The following is a 14,715-nucleotide window of genomic DNA, read 5'->3' as shown; positions in this document are numbered from 1 at the left end:
TGGCGCTCAAGGTGCCGGCAATCGGGGTGACAACCCTCGAGGCGCTGGCCGCCGAGGCGGCCACCGCAATTCCAGGCCGTGCCGTGCTGGCGGCGCTCGATGCCGGACGGGAGGAAATCCATGCCGCGCTCTATGATAAAATGTCAGTGTTGACTTACGGTCCGGCGGTGACCACGCTTGCGAACGCGGTAGCCATGGCGTCGGAGCATTCCGCGGTGCTCGCCGCTACGGCAGCGACGCTGATCGCTGAAGCGGCCGGCCGCACCTTCGACATCGGGCCTCGGACAGCAACCGCCGACATCCTCACCTACGCCCGGCTGGCTGCCGCAAAGGGACAGGGCGAAAGGCCGAAGCCGCTTTATCTGCGCGGTGCCGATGCCAAGCCACAGGCCGGATTTATACTTTCGAGGCAAAGACCATGATCCCGAAAAGTGGAAGCCGGTTTTCGCGGACAAACGGTCCCGTTTGTCCACAGATCATGGTCAGGCGAGAAAACGAGAATTGATGCGTATACCCTTTCTCCAATCGCGTCGCCGGGACTACGCGCTCGAGCCGCTCAGGGTCACCGACAGCCCCGCTGTCTCGGTGCTGCACCGCGAGGACTTTGTCCGCCCATGGACCGACGGTGAGTTCGCCGCCTTGCTCGAACAGGACACCGTCTTTGGCTATGCCGCGCGCGAAACCGGGCAGGGCGACAAGCCGCCTGTTGGCTTCGTCCTCGCCCGGCTGGCCGCGGGCGAGGGTGAAATCCTGACCGTCGCGGTGGCGCGATCGCATCGCCGCCAGGGCCTGGGCTGGCAGTTGATGGACGCGGTGCTGCGCGAACTGCATTCGCAACGTGCCGAAGCCCTGTTCCTCGAGGTCGATGAGACCAATGCCGCCGCGATCGCCCTCTATCGTCGGCTGGGTTTTCGGGAAGTCGGCAAGCGCCCGGATTACTACAAGTCGCCTGATCGCGGGCCGACCGGCGCGCTTGTCATGCGCCGCGATCTTCGCTAGCGAGGGATCGGGTAGGGCCAGGACATATGATCGGAAAAATCAGGATTTTCCTGGCGCTGGGCCTTGTCGTCGTCGGGTCGCTGGTTCTCGTGCCGCTGCAGATCCTGTCGATGAAGACGGGCTGGTGGCCGGAAGCCTTCGTCCTCAAGATCTGGCACCGGCTGATCATCCGGGCGCTCGGCATGCGCATTCATGTCAGGGGAACGCTGTCGGCCAAGCGGCCCTTGCTGGTGGCCTCCAATCACATTTCCTGGACCGACATCATGGTACTGGGCTCTTTTGCCGATGTGAAGTTCATCGCCAGGGCCGACATGGAAGGCTGGCCGCTGATCGGCATGCTGTCGAAGCTGCAGCGCACCGTCTTCATCGAGCGCGAGCGCAAGCGCTCCTCGGGCGACCAGGCCAGCGAGATCGCCAATCGCATGGCCAAGGGCGATGCCATGGTGCTGTTCGCGGAGGGGTCGACCGGTGACGGCAATGTCGTCCTGCCCTTCAAGAGCACGCTGTTCGGCGCCGCCTCGATGGCGGTCTCGGAAGGTGCCGCGCAGGAAGTGTTCATCCAGCCCGTGGCGATCGCCTACACGCGGCTGCACGGCGTGCCGCTCGGCCGCCGCCACCGCCCGATCGCCGCCTGGATCGGCGACGAAGACCTGATGCCGCATCTCAAGGTGCTGATGGCCGAGGGCGCCCTCGACGTGGAGGTGCATTTTGGCGAACCGATCGCCTTTGCCAAGGGTTCCAACCGCAAGGAAACGGCCAAGCTGATGGAAGGCCGGGTGCGCGAGATGATGCAGGCGGCCCTCGCCGATCCGCTCCCGAGCCGTTAGCCGCCGGCATGCGCCAGCTGACGCATGCCAGAATCGTCTGTTTTTTGTCACGGAAAGGCGTTAGAAGCCGCCGGATGGACTTGAACACGATTGAAAGCGACGACATCGGCACCGTGGCCGGACAGCCGGCGGTGCGCACCACGGCAGCGAAGAAGGTCTTCATCAAGACCTATGGCTGCCAGATGAACGTCTATGATTCACAGCGCATGACCGATGCGCTGGTCGCCGACGGCTATACCGCGACCGATGCCATCGGCGAGGCCGATCTGGTGCTGCTCAACACCTGCCATATCAGGGAAAAAGCCGCCGAAAAGGTCTATTCGGAACTTGGCCGCATCCGTGACATGAAGGCCGAGCGCGCCAGCGCCGGCCGCGAGATGCTGATCGGCGTCGCTGGCTGCGTGGCGCAGGCCGAGGGCGCCGAGATCATCCGCCGGTCGCCGGCCGTCGACCTGGTCATCGGGCCGCAGACCTATCACCGTCTGCCCGACGTGCTGGCCCGGGTTCGCGGCGGCGAGAAGATCGTCGAGACCGAATACGCCATCGAGGACAAATTCGAGCATCTGCCGCAGCCCAAGCGTGCCGAGGTGATCAAGCGCGGCGTCACCGCCTTCCTCACCGTCCAGGAGGGCTGCGACAAGTTCTGCACCTTCTGCGTCGTGCCTTATACGAGAGGTTCGGAAGTGTCGCGGCCGGTGGCGCAGATCGTCGCGGAGGCCGAGCGCCTGGCCGAGGCCGGGGTGCGCGAGGTGACGCTGCTCGGCCAGAACGTCAACGCCTGGCATGGCGAGGGCGAGAACGGTCAGGAATGGGGTCTCGGCCGCCTGCTGTTCAGGTTGTCTGAAATCCCCGGCCTGGCGCGGCTGCGCTATACCACCAGCCATCCGCGCGACATGGACGACGAACTGATCGCGGCGCACCGGGACCTGCCGTCGCTGATGCCCTATCTGCATCTGCCGGTGCAATCCGGCTCGGATCGCATTCTGAAGGCGATGAACCGCAGGCATACGGCGAACGACTATCTGGCGCTGCTCGACCGCATCCGCGCCGCGCGCCCCGATATCGCGTTGTCCGGCGACTTCATCGTCGGTTTCCCCGGCGAGACGGAAACCGATTTCAAGGCGACCATGGAACTGGTGCGTCAGGTGAACTACGCCTCGGCCTTCTCGTTCAAATATTCGCCGCGTCCCGGCACGCCGGGCGCCGACATGCCCGACCACGTCCCGGAAGCGGTCAAGGATGAGCGCCTGCAGCGCCTGCAGGCACTGCTGTTGAAACAACAGCAGGATTTCGGCTTGAGTTTGGTCGGCAGCACCATAGATACATTGATCGACAAGCCCGGCCGCCAGGCCGGCCAGAAGGTTGGCCGCTCGCCTTGGCTGCAGCCGGTTATTGTTGATGAAATGGCCGGCGAAATCGGTGACATTATCAAGGTGCGAATCACGAAGACGGGCTACAACAGCCTGTTCGCCGAATTGGCCTGAGGGTCTCGGCAGATGAGGAGAGACGGTTGAGCGCAGCGGAGCTGAAGAATCTGCCCCCGGTACCGGCATCCGGGGCTTCTGACATGGCGCACATCGTTCTGACTTTCGACAACAACAAGCTTGCCAGCGCCCTTTACGGCCAGTTCGACGAGAACCTCGCCCGGTTGGAGCAGAAGCTCGGCGTCGACATCCGCTCGCGCGGCAACCAGTTGACCATCAAGGGGTCCGCTTCTGCCGCCGAACAGGCGCGCCGCGCCTTGGACAATCTCTACGGCATCCTGCAGAAGGGCGTCGATATCGGCCAGTCCGATGTCGACGGCGCCGTGCGCATGGCTGTCGCCGCCGATGATCAGCTCACGCTGCCGACATTGGAGCGCAAGGGCAAGGTCTCCGCCGCCCAGATCGCTACCCGCAAGAAGACCATCTATGCCCGCTCGCTGAACCAGGACGCCTATATGCGGGCGCTGGAGCGGTCCGAACTGGTGTTCGGCATCGGTCCGGCCGGCACCGGCAAGACCTATCTGGCGGTGGCGCATGCGGCGATGCTGCTCGAGCGCGGCATGGTTGAACGCATCATTTTGTCGCGACCGGCCGTCGAGGCCGGCGAACGGCTGGGCTTCCTGCCGGGTGACATGAAGGAGAAGGTCGATCCGTATCTGCGCCCGCTCTATGACGCGCTCTACGACATGATGCCGGCCGACAAGGTCGAGCGTGCGATTGCCGCCGAAGTGATCGAAATCGCGCCGCTTGCCTTCATGCGCGGCCGTACGCTGGCGCACGCCGCCGTCATTCTCGACGAGGCGCAGAACACCACGCCGATGCAGATGAAGATGTTTCTCACCCGTCTCGGCGAGAACTCGCGCATGATCGTCACCGGCGATCCCACCCAGATCGATCTTCCCGCGAGCACCAAATCAGGCCTGGTCGAAGCCCTGCGTGTGCTCGACGGTGTGGCAGGCGCGGTAACCGTGCGCTTCAACGACGTCGACGTCGTTCGCCATCCGCTGGTGGCCGAAATCGTCAGGGCCTATGACCGGGACACCAAGCTGGCTCGTGGCCTTGGCGCCGAGAATTGATGTGAGGATGCGGCCTCATGCCTGAGGACAGCACATCCGGCGGCGGGAGCTTTCCGGTTCCCCTCGAGATCGATATATCGGTTGAAGCGGGCAACTGGCCCGATGAAGCAAGCCTGACGCGGCTGGTCGATCGCGCGGTTGAGGCAGCTTTCGCCGAGACCGGTGTGACGGGTCGTTCCGAACTCAGCATTGTTTTTTCCGACGATGCCCATGTCCGTACCTTGAATGCGGACTGGCGCGGCAAGGACAAGCCCACCAACGTCTTGTCTTTCCCGGCTTTTCCGCATGTGAAAGGTGGTCCGCTGCCGCCGATGCTCGGCGACATCGTGCTTGCCGCCGAAACCGTGGCGCGCGAGGCGGCACTGGAAGACAAGCCGCTGGAGAACCATATCTGCCATCTCGTCATCCATGGCCTGCTGCATCTCATGGGTCATGATCACGAGACCGACGCCGAGGCCGAGGAGATGGAAGCCATCGAGCGCGCCGCGCTTGCAAAGCTTGCCATTCGCGATCCCTACGCGTAACTAAAAAGATCAATTGACCGGACGACGATGAACGACAAACCAGAGACTGCCGCCCGCCCCGATGCCGGCAGTGCGATCAAGGCTTCCGATACGTCGGAAGAGGGATCAAGTCCCAGTACCGTTACCGCTGGTGTTGCCAACACCGGCAGCGCCGCCATCGGCCCGTCGCCTGCCGGTCCCTCCCTGTTCAACCGCGTGCTGGGCCTGTTCCGGCAACGCAACGGCACCAGCTTGCGCGAGGAGATCGCCGGCGCGCTCGCCGAAACGACAAGCGATGTCGAATCCTTCTCGCCTGGCGAACGTGCCATGCTCAACAACATCCTGCGCCTGCGCGAAGTGCGCGTCGAGGACGTCATGGTGCCGCGCGCCGATATCGAGGCGGTCGAGATCGCCACGACGCTTGGTGACTTGCTTGGCATGTTCGAACAATCCGGCCATTCCCGCATGCCGGTCTATTCCGAGACGCTCGACGACCCGCGCGGCATGGTCCATATCCGCGACGTGCTGGCCCATATCACCAAGATTGCGCGCGTCAGGAAGGGCCGCACGACCCGCAAAACGCCCGTCGCCACGGTTCTCGATCTTGCCCAGGTCGACCTCGCGCGCACCATCGGGGAGCTCGACCTGATCCGTCAGGTCCTGTTCGTGCCGCCGTCGATGCTTGCTTCCGACCTGATGGGCCGCATGCAGACGACGCGCACGCAAATGGCCCTGGTCATCGATGAATATGGCGGCACGGACGGCCTCGTCTCGCTCGAGGACATCGTCGAGATGGTGGTCGGCGACATCGAGGACGAGCACGACGACGACGAGCCGATGATCACCCAGACCGGTGACGGCGTGTTCATCGTCGACGGCAAGGCCGAGATCGACGAGGTCGCCAAGATGATCGGCGAGGATTTCGCCGCGGGTGAACATGGCGAATATGTTGACACCATTGGCGGCATGATCTTCAACACGCTCGGCCGCGTGCCGGCGCGCGGCGAGGTGGTGCAGGCCATTCCCGGCTTCGAGTTCCATGTGCTTGACGCCGATCCGCGCCGCGTCAAGCGTGTCCGCATCGTGCAGAGCCAGAAGGGCGAGCGCCGCCGGCGCGCCACGGCGCGCACCGAACAGGCCTGAAAAGCTCCGCGCCATGACGGTCGAGGATCCGTTCAAGCATCCGGTCCTCGGTTCTGGCGTATTCTACCGCGACCCGTGTGCGGCGCTGGATTGGCTCGAAGCGGCCTTCGGCTTCGAGCGCAGCATGGTGGTCAGCGATGCCGATGGAAAACTGGTCCATGCCGAGATGCGGTTCGGGGATGGCTACATCATCGTCGATTCCGAATGGGCCGATCACGTCGCGAGCCCCGCATCGGTCGGCGGCAAGAACACGCAGTCGGTCTATATCAGGCTGAGAGACGGGCTGGATGCACATTGCGAGCAGGCCCGCGCGGCCGGTGCTGCCATAATCCAGGAGCCGGCGGACCAGTTCTACGGCGAACGCCAGTATCGGGCGCGCGATCCTGAAGGCCATATCTGGACGTTCACGCAACCAATCCGTTCTGTTTCCCGTGAAGAGGCCGAGCGGTTGGGTGGCTTGCGCATCGAAGGCTGGCACCGGTAGAGCGCAGCCGGGTGGTGGCGCCGGCGTTTGGATTGCAGGCCGCGGCCTGATAAATCTTGCGTCCTGATTCTCGCGACTCGGAAGTATTCATGGTGCGCCTTGCCGGTCGGATAATTCTGCTCTGGGGCTGGCGCCGTGCGCTGGTGGCCTTTTTCGCCGGGGCGCTGGCGGTGCTGGGCCAGGCGCCTTACGATTTCTTCGCCGCCTGTTTCATTTCGTTTCCGGTGCTGGTCTGGCTGCTCGACGGCGCGACCGGCGAAGCCTCCGGCAGCCTGTTGCGGCGGCTGCGGCCGGCCTTCGCCGTCGGCTGGTGGTTCGGCTTCGGCTATTTCCTCGCCGGCCTCTGGTGGATCGGCTCGGCGCTGCTGGTCGAGGCCGACGACTTTGCCTGGGCGCTTCCCTTCGCTGTGGTCGGCATTCCTTTCGCGCTCGCATTTTTCTATGGCTTCGCAACAATGGTCGCCCGGCTCCTGTGGAGCAGCGATATCGGCCGTATCGCCGCCCTTGCCTTCGGTTTTGCGCTGGCGGAGTGGCTGCGCGGCTTCCTGTTCACCGGTTTTCCCTGGAATGCCGTCGGCTACGCGGCGATGCCTGTACCTATTTTGATGCAGAGCGTCTCGGTGACCGGCATGATCGGCATGAACGCGCTCGCGGTCTTCCTTTTCGCACTGCCGGCGCTGCTGGCGACGCGCCGGCATCTTCGGCTGGGCGCCACGCTGTTTGTCATACTCGCCGCGCTCCATGTCGGCTTTGGCTATGTCAGGCTCACGGCCCCCGAAAAGCCGGCGACGCGCAGTCTCGATGTCCGCATCGTCCAGCCGGCCGTCGACCTGTCGGAAAAGTGGGACGCCTCGGTGCGCGACCGCATCTTCGCCACCTTGCTGGGCCTGTCCGCCAAGGCTCCGGACCCAGGTCACGAAAAACCGCAGCTGATTCTCTGGCCGGAAACCTCGGTGCCGTTCCTTTTCACCGAGCGCCCCGATGCCTTGACGGCGCTGGGCGACATGCTGGGCGACGGCCAGATGCTGATCGCCGGCGTCGTGCGTGAAGAGGGCGGCTCGGCCGCCAGCGCCGAGAGCCGCTACTACAACTCCGTTGTGGCGATCAACGACAAGGGCGAAATCGCCGATGCCGTGGACAAGGTCCATCTGGTGCCGTTCGGCGAGTACCTGCCTTTTGCCGGCCTGCTCGGCCGTTTCGGCATCGAACAGCTCGTCGCCGGGCCGCTGACGTTCACGGCCGGCAACGAGCGCCATCCCATCGCGCTGCCGGGCGGCATTCGTGCCCTGCCATTTATCTGTTATGAGGTGATCTTTCCCGATCTGGTGGCAGTTGACGCAACGTCAGCGCAGCTTATTGTGAACGTTACCAATGATGCGTGGTTCGGCGACACGCCGGGACCGTATCAGCATTTCAGGCAGGCCCAGATTCGCGCGGTGGAGAACGGATTGCCCTTGTTGCGTGCTGCCAACAACGGCATCTCGGCCGTTGTCGACACGCATGGCCGCGTCGTCGATGCGCTGGCGATCGACGCGCGCGGGGTCATCGATGTGAAGGTGCCTGTTTCCGAACAGACGGTGATTTCGCCCAACCAGCGGCGCATTAACGGAATGCTGATCATGTTGCTGTTTGCGCTGGTAGGGCTGCTGTTGAACGTAAGGCAAAAGCTACGGGTGAATTGACAGTTGGCACATTAGAAACTCATACTGTACGGCCTGAAAATTTCTCGAAGCCGGTGGATCGTTCTGTTGGGGCAGTCGCCTCCGGCTTTGTTTGGGCAGGAAAAAACACAAAGCCGAAAAAATTCGGCGAGGAAAAAATGACAGAAGAAAACAAGAAGAAACCCAATCCCATCGATATTCACGTTGGAAGTCGGGTTCGGCTTCGCCGCAATATGCTCGGAATGAGCCAGGAAAAGCTGGGCGAGAATCTCGGCATCACGTTTCAGCAAATCCAGAAATATGAAAAGGGCACCAATCGCGTCGGTGCCAGCCGTCTGCAGGCGATAGCTTCGATACTCGGCGTGCCCGTCGCCTTCTTTTTCGAGGATGCGCCGGGCCAGGAGTTGACGGCCAACCGCGGCTTTGCCGAGGACAGATCGATGGCTTTCGCGGTCGAATTCTGCGGCAGTCCCGAAGGGCTTCAGCTCAACCGGGCCTTTATCAAGATCGCCGACGTCAAGGTGCGCCGCAGGATCATAGATCTGGTGAAATCGCTCGCCGAGGGCGATCTCGACTGATCGGCGATGCGCTTCGCACCGGCGGCGTGCACCGCCGGTGGCACAAGATATCGCTTCCGACATTCAGGCCAGACCCGCGGCAACGCTTGACGAGCAGCGCTCCGCCCCGCTAACACGTGGCGCGCCAAAATCGGCAGCCTGCCGATCGTTTTTCAAGAGGGGACACCCGTGACGCGGCAGAACTACTTCTTTACCTCGGAATCCGTTGCCGAGGGCCATCCCGACAAAGTCTGTGATAGGATCTCCGACGAAATTGTCGATCTGGTCTATCGTGAAGCCAAGAAGACCGGCATGGACCCGTGGAAAGTCCGTGTCGCCTGCGAGACGCTCGCGACCACCAACCGTGTCGTCATCGCCGGCGAGGTGCGCGTTCCCGAGACACTCTTGAAGAAGGACAAAGCCGGCAACGTCCTCAAGGACGCCGCGGGCCATCCGGTCGTCAATCCGGCGAAGTTCAAATCCGTCGCCCGCAAGGCGATCCGCGAGATCGGCTACGAGCAGGCCGGCTTCCACTGGAAGACGGCCAAGATCGAGGTCCTGCTGCATGGCCAGTCGCCTGATATCGGCCAGGGCGTGGACAACGCCGCCGACCGTCAGGGCGAGGAAGGTGCCGGCGACCAGGGCATCATGTTCGGCTATGCCTGCCGCGAGACGCCGGACCTGATGCCGGCGCCGATCTACTACAGCCACAAGATCCTTGAGCTTCTGGCCGCCGCCCGTCACGAAAACAACGGCGAGGCTGGCAAGCTCGGGCCGGACGCCAAGAGCCAGGTCACAGTCCGCTATGTCGACGGCAAGGCCGCGGAGGCGACGCAGATCGTGCTGTCGACGCAGCATCTCGATTCGAGCTGGGATTCCAAGAAGGTCCGCAAGGTCGTGGAACCCTATATCCGCGAGGCATTGGGCGACCTCAAGATCGCTGACGACTGCATGTGGTACATCAACCCGACCGGCAAGTTCGTCATTGGCGGTCCGGACGGCGATGCCGGCCTGACCGGCCGCAAGATCATCGTCGACACCTATGGCGGCGCGGCTCCCCATGGCGGCGGCGCCTTCTCCGGCAAGGACACGACCAAGGTCGACCGGTCGGCCGCCTATGCGGCGCGCTACCTGGCCAAGAACGTCGTGGCGGCGAAGCTCGCCGACCGCTGCACCATCCAGCTTTCCTATGCCATCGGCGTCGCCCAGCCGCTGTCGGTCTATGTCGACCTGCACGGCACCGGCAAGGTCGATGAGGCAAAGCTCGAGGACGCGCTGCGCACCGTGATGGACCTGTCGCCGTCAGGCATTCGCCGTCATCTCGATCTCAACAAGCCGATCTACGCCAAGACGTCGTCTTACGGCCATTTTGGCCGCAAAGCCGGCCGTGACGGTTCTTTCTCCTGGGAAAAGACCGATCTCGCCAAGGCGCTCAAGGATGCTGTCGCGGCCTGATCGCCACGACAGACCACGCGACCTGATGAGCCAGCAAGACAGGCCAAGCCGTACGACCGAAGCCTTCTTCGGCCGTCGGCGCGGCAAGCCCGTTCGCCCGCAGCAGGCGGCGGCCCTGGAAAGCGGCCTCGGCGCCTACCGGCTCGATCTGACGGCTGAAGCGCCGTCGGAATTGCGAACCTTGTTCAAAGCCGAGGTTTCGGAGGTTCGGCTCGAGATCGGCTTTGGTGGCGGTGAACATCTTCTGCACCGCGCGACCGAGGCGCCGACGATCGGCTTCATCGGCGTAGAACCCTTCGTCAACGGCATGGCCAAGATGATGATGGCGGTGCGGGCAGCGCCGCTGGCCAATCTCAGGGTCTACGACGACGACGCCACCCAGTTGCTTGACTGGCTGCCGCCGGCCTCGCTCGACGGCATCGACCTTCTCTATCCCGATCCCTGGCCGAAGAAGAAGCACTGGAAGCGGCGTTTCGTCAGCCCGGTCAATCTCGACCGTTTCGCGCGCGTCCTGAAGCCGTGCTCGAAATTCCGCTTTGCGTCGGATATCGACACTTATGTGAACTGGACCTTGCTGCATTGCCGGGCGCATGGCGCCTTCGCATGGCAGGCGGATGAGGCGGCGGACTGGCATCGCTCCTATGAGGGCTGGCCCGGCACGCGCTACGAGGCCAAGGCCATTCGCGAGGATCGCCGGCCGGCCTATCTTACCTTCATCAGGACGTAAGCCCGCCCGACCGGCAACGGCCGCGGCAACTGCCGGGAGCCGGGATCATCGACAAATCGCGATCCCAGCGGCTCAATACATCCCGAACTCCTGCATTCTCCGGCCCTGTAGCCATGCTGTCCGTGCCATCCCCAGCTCCATTGGCTGACGATGAAAACCGGACAATTCATGTGCTACCTGATCCGGACAATTCATGTCCTTACGACAGGCCGGCACTGCGGGCTTGAAACACCAGCCCGGATCGTTTATATCGACCTCAAATTCTTGGTCGGGATGACGAAGAGTGGGTCCACCCGGTCCCGCTCTTTTTTATTACCTGCCGATAGGTCGAAACAAACGACAGGCAATTGATGACTGCAACGGCAAGCGAAGGCGACGACCGCATCATCCGCGAAAGCGGCATCGATGCGCGCATTGCGCTGATCGTCCAGCCGGTGCTGCGCGGCATCGGTTTTCGCCTCGTGCGCGTGCATCTGTCCGGCCAGAACGGGCTGACGCTGCAGATCATGGCCGAGCGTGAGAACGGCACCATGACCGTCGAGGATTGCGAAGAGGTCAGCCGCGCGGTGTCGCCGGCACTCGACGTCGATGATCCGATCGAAAAGGCATATCATCTCGAAGTTTCGTCGCCCGGCATCGACCGGCCCTTGGTGCGCAAATCGGATTTCGTGACCTGGACCGGTCATCTGGTGAAGATGGAGACATCGGTCGTCGTCGCTGACCGCAAGCGTTTCAAGGGCAAGATCGCCGAGGCCGGTGAGAACGACGTGCTGATCGAGCGCGACAAGGCGGCCTATGGTGAGGAGCCGTCGGTGCGCGTGCCCTATGACACCATTGCCGATGTCCGGCTGATCCTGACCGACGACCTCATTCGCGAAGCGTTGTCGAAGGACAACAGGGCGCGCAAGGAAGCCAAGAGACGCCGCGGTGAACCGGACGACGATGTGTCCGAGGGTGCGGAACCGGACGCCACGGAAGAACACGAACAGGAAATTTGATTGAGCTGCCGGGCGCAAAGGTCCGGCGAACAGGCTCGGGAGAAAGAACATGGTTGTAAGCGCCAACAGACTTGAACTGCTGCAGATTGCCGATGCGGTCGCGCGTGAAAAGTCGATCGACAAGTCGATCGTCATCGCCGCCATGGCCGATGCGATCCAGAAGGCGGCACGCTCGCGTTATGGCCAGGAGACCAACATCCGCGCCGACATCAACCCGAACACCGGCGAGATGAAGCTGCAGCGGCTGATGGAAGTGGTCGAGAAAGTGGACGACTACGCCACCCAGATCGCCATTTCCTCGGCCCGTGAGCGTAATCCCGATGCCCAGCTCGGCGATTTCATCGCCGAACAGCTGCCGCCGATGGATTTCGGCCGTATCGCCGCCCAGTCGGCCAAGCAGGTCATCGTGCAGAAGGTGCGCGAGGCCGAGCGCGATCGCCAGTATGATGAGTACAAGGACCGTATCGGTGAGATCGTCAACGGCACCGTCAAGCGCGTCGAGTACGGCAACGTCATCGTCGACCTCGGCCGCGGCGAGGCGATCATCCGCCGCGACGAGCTGATCCCACGCGAAAACTACAAATACGGCGACCGCGTCCGTGCCTATGTCTACGACGTGCGCCGCGAGCAGCGCGGCCCGCAGATATTCCTGTCGCGCACCCATCCGCAGTTCATGGCCAAGCTCTTCACCATGGAAGTGCCGGAGATCTATGACGGCATCATCGAGATCAAGTCGGTCGCCCGCGACCCGGGCTCGCGCGCCAAGATCGCCGTCATCTCGCGTGATAGCTCGATCGACCCGGTCGGCGCCTGCGTCGGTATGCGCGGCAGCCGCGTCCAAGCCGTCGTCGGCGAATTGCAGGGCGAGAAGATCGACATCATTCCGTGGTCGCCTTCGGCCGCCTCCTTCATCGTCAATGCATTGCAGCCGGCGGAAGTGGCCAAGGTCGTGCTCGACGAGGATGCGGAGCGCATCGAAGTGGTGGTTCCCGACGATCAGCTGTCGCTGGCCATCGGCCGCCGCGGCCAGAACGTGCGCCTTGCCTCGCAGCTCACCGGCTGGGACATCGACATCCTGACCGAGGCCGAGGAATCCGAGCGCCGTCAGAAGGAATTCGTCGAGCGCTCGGCGCTGTTCATGGAAGCGCTCGATGTCGACGAGATGGTCGGCCAGGTGCTGGCTTCCGAAGGCTTCACCAGCGTCGAGGAAGTCGCCTATGTCGATGCCGGCGAGATCGCCTCGATCGACGGTTTCGATGAGGATACCGCCTCTGAAATCCAGACCCGCGCCCGCGAGTATCTGGAGAAGATCGAGGCCGAGCACGACGAGAAGCGCAAGGCGCTGGGCGTTTCGGATGATCTGCGCGAAATCCCCGGCGTCACCACCGCCATGATGGTGACGCTTGGCGAGGACGGCGTGAAGACGATCGAGGATTTCGCCGGCTATGCCGCCGACGACCTCACCGGCTGGAAGGAACGCAAGGACGGCGAGACCAAGGTCTATCCCGGCGTGCTGGCCAATCACGGCGTTTCGCGCGCCGATGCCGAGCAGATGGTTCTGGCCGCTCGCCTCAAGGCCGGCTGGATCACCGAAGACGAGCTTGCGGCCGAAGAAGAAACGGCTGACGAAGCCGTCGGTGCGTGAGGTGAAACCGCATCGCACACAACCCGCCCTTGGACGAGATGAACGATCGCACCTGCATCGTCACCCGAAAACAGGCCGAACCGGATGAACTGATCCGGTTCGTCGTCGGTCCGGATTCGGCCGTCGTTCCCGATCTCAAGAGAAATCTACCCGGCCGTGGTTGCTGGGTGAGTGCCGACCGCCTACATATCGAGAAGGCGGCGGCCAAGAACCTATTTGCCCGCGCCTTTAAGGCACAGGTGGTCGTGCCCCCCGATCTCGGTGGTATGGTCGACGGGTTGCTCTCCAGATCCGCGCTGGGCATGCTGGGCCTTGCCCGCAAGGCAGGCGCGATTTCGCTCGGTGCTACCAAAGTCGAGAGCGCGGTGCGCGGCGGGCTGGCGCTTTTCGTGCTCCACGCCACCGAAGCGTCCGACGATGGCGTGCGCAAGATCAGCCAGGCGCGGCGGGCGACCGTCCATATCGGCGGCCCTTCCATCCTTGCCTACAAACTTTTCTCCGAGGCCGAGTTGAGCTTGGCATTGGGGGGTACAAATGTGATACATGCTGCCGTCCTCGCGGGAGACGCGGGTAAGGCGGTCCAGAAGCGCATGGTTGCGCTCGACCGATATCGGGGCGGAACCCCGGACGATCTTGCAATGCTTGCGGCCGTTGCTGACGAAGATGATGCCGCAGAGGATATGGAATGAGCGATACGAAATCGGGCGACGACAAGACGTTGAGTGTTACACCGAAGAAGACCTTGACGCTGAAGCGCCCCGGCATGGAACAGGGCACTGTGCGCCAGAACTTCTCGCACGGCCGTACCAAGTCGGTCGTGGTCGAGACCAAGAAGCGCAAGTTCTCGCTGCCCGGCGACAAGCCGGAGCCGGCTGCGGCTCCGCCTGCGCCTGCGCCCGTCTTCACGCCGAAGCCGGCAGTCGTGGCGGCACCTGTCGTGCAGGAAGCGCCCAAGGCACCGCCCCCGCCGCCGCCTCCGGTCGAGCGCAGCGGCATGGTGCTGAACGAACTGTCGCGCAGCGAAATGGAAGCCCGCCGCAAGGCGCTCGAGGGCTCGAAGGTCCGCGAGGGCGAAGACCGTCAGCGCGCAGCCGACGCGGCCAAGCGCCGCGCCGAGGACGAAGAGCGCCGCAAGCGCGAACGCGAGGACTCCGCA

Annotated in this window: 15 protein-coding genes and 1 pseudogene; all 16 read left to right on the top strand. The window is 63.4% G+C overall.

Going from position 1 to position 14,715, the window contains the following annotated elements; translation table 11 throughout:
• Positions 1-422: pseudogene (locus O7A61_RS27305) on the top strand (tRNA (adenosine(37)-N6)-threonylcarbamoyltransferase complex dimerization subunit type 1 TsaB); the annotation flags it as partial.
• 82 nt (positions 423-504) lie between these two features.
• Positions 505-999 carry a ribosomal protein S18-alanine N-acetyltransferase gene (gene rimI, locus O7A61_RS27300; protein WP_027142048.1) on the top strand — a complete coding sequence of 165 codons (495 nt, stop codon included), beginning with the start codon at positions 505-507 and terminating at the stop codon, positions 997-999.
• A 26-nt stretch (positions 1,000-1,025) separates the two neighbouring features.
• Entirely contained in the window at positions 1,026-1,826 is an 801-nt protein-coding gene (locus tag O7A61_RS27295; RefSeq protein ID WP_337132433.1) for a lysophospholipid acyltransferase family protein, read from the top strand.
• 74 nt (positions 1,827-1,900) lie between these two features.
• Entirely contained in the window at positions 1,901-3,310 is a 1,410-nt protein-coding gene (gene miaB / locus O7A61_RS27290; protein WP_337132432.1) for a tRNA (N6-isopentenyl adenosine(37)-C2)-methylthiotransferase MiaB, read from the top strand.
• An 83-nt stretch (positions 3,311-3,393) separates the two neighbouring features.
• Complete coding sequence (locus O7A61_RS27285; RefSeq protein ID WP_337132431.1) at positions 3,394-4,386, top strand: PhoH family protein; 993 nt, start codon at positions 3,394-3,396, stop codon at positions 4,384-4,386.
• Between the two features lie 17 nt (positions 4,387-4,403).
• The gene (gene ybeY / locus O7A61_RS27280; protein ID WP_337132430.1) at positions 4,404-4,910 is read left to right on the top strand and encodes an rRNA maturation RNase YbeY; all 507 of its coding nucleotides are present in this window, start codon (positions 4,404-4,406) and stop codon (positions 4,908-4,910) included.
• 27 nt (positions 4,911-4,937) lie between these two features.
• Positions 4,938-6,032 (top strand): hemolysin family protein, encoded by a 1,095-nt coding sequence (locus tag O7A61_RS27275; RefSeq protein ID WP_337132429.1) that lies wholly within the window; start codon positions 4,938-4,940, stop codon positions 6,030-6,032.
• 13 nt (positions 6,033-6,045) lie between these two features.
• The gene (locus O7A61_RS27270; RefSeq protein ID WP_337132428.1) at positions 6,046-6,516 is read left to right on the top strand and encodes a VOC family protein; all 471 of its coding nucleotides are present in this window, start codon (positions 6,046-6,048) and stop codon (positions 6,514-6,516) included.
• Between the two features lie 89 nt (positions 6,517-6,605).
• On the top strand, positions 6,606-8,198 hold the full coding sequence (gene lnt, locus O7A61_RS27265; RefSeq protein WP_337132427.1) for an apolipoprotein N-acyltransferase: 1,593 nt from the start codon (positions 6,606-6,608) through the stop codon (positions 8,196-8,198).
• A gap of 137 nt (positions 8,199-8,335) precedes the next feature.
• Entirely contained in the window at positions 8,336-8,755 is a 420-nt protein-coding gene (locus O7A61_RS27260; protein ID WP_337132434.1) for a helix-turn-helix domain-containing protein, read from the top strand.
• A gap of 168 nt (positions 8,756-8,923) precedes the next feature.
• Positions 8,924-10,189 (top strand): methionine adenosyltransferase, encoded by a 1,266-nt coding sequence (gene metK, locus O7A61_RS27255; protein WP_140507658.1) that lies wholly within the window; start codon positions 8,924-8,926, stop codon positions 10,187-10,189.
• A 25-nt stretch (positions 10,190-10,214) separates the two neighbouring features.
• Positions 10,215-10,916 carry a tRNA (guanine(46)-N(7))-methyltransferase TrmB gene (trmB, locus tag O7A61_RS27250; RefSeq protein WP_337132426.1) on the top strand — a complete coding sequence of 234 codons (702 nt, stop codon included), beginning with the start codon at positions 10,215-10,217 and terminating at the stop codon, positions 10,914-10,916.
• Positions 10,917-11,266: 350 nt separating this feature from the next.
• Entirely contained in the window at positions 11,267-11,914 is a 648-nt protein-coding gene (gene rimP, locus O7A61_RS27245) for a ribosome maturation factor RimP (protein ID WP_337132425.1), read from the top strand.
• A gap of 49 nt (positions 11,915-11,963) precedes the next feature.
• Positions 11,964-13,559, top strand: coding sequence for a transcription termination factor NusA (gene nusA / locus O7A61_RS27240; RefSeq protein ID WP_027142036.1), 1,596 nt, complete (start codon positions 11,964-11,966; stop codon positions 13,557-13,559).
• 38 nt (positions 13,560-13,597) lie between these two features.
• The gene (locus O7A61_RS27235) at positions 13,598-14,248 is read left to right on the top strand and encodes an RNA-binding protein (protein ID WP_013891268.1); all 651 of its coding nucleotides are present in this window, start codon (positions 13,598-13,600) and stop codon (positions 14,246-14,248) included.
• On the top strand, positions 14,245-14,715 hold a 471-nt coding region (locus O7A61_RS27230; RefSeq protein ID WP_337132424.1), incomplete at its 3' end, for a translation initiation factor IF-2 associated domain-containing protein. The genes O7A61_RS27235 and O7A61_RS27230, both read left to right, overlap by 4 nt.

The organism is Mesorhizobium sp. Cs1321R2N1 (assembly GCF_037179725.1).
GTDB classification, from domain to species: domain Bacteria; phylum Pseudomonadota; class Alphaproteobacteria; order Rhizobiales; family Rhizobiaceae; genus Mesorhizobium; species Mesorhizobium salmacidum.
Note: the sequence above shows the minus strand (reverse complement) of the source record. Positions and strands in the feature narration are given on the sequence as shown.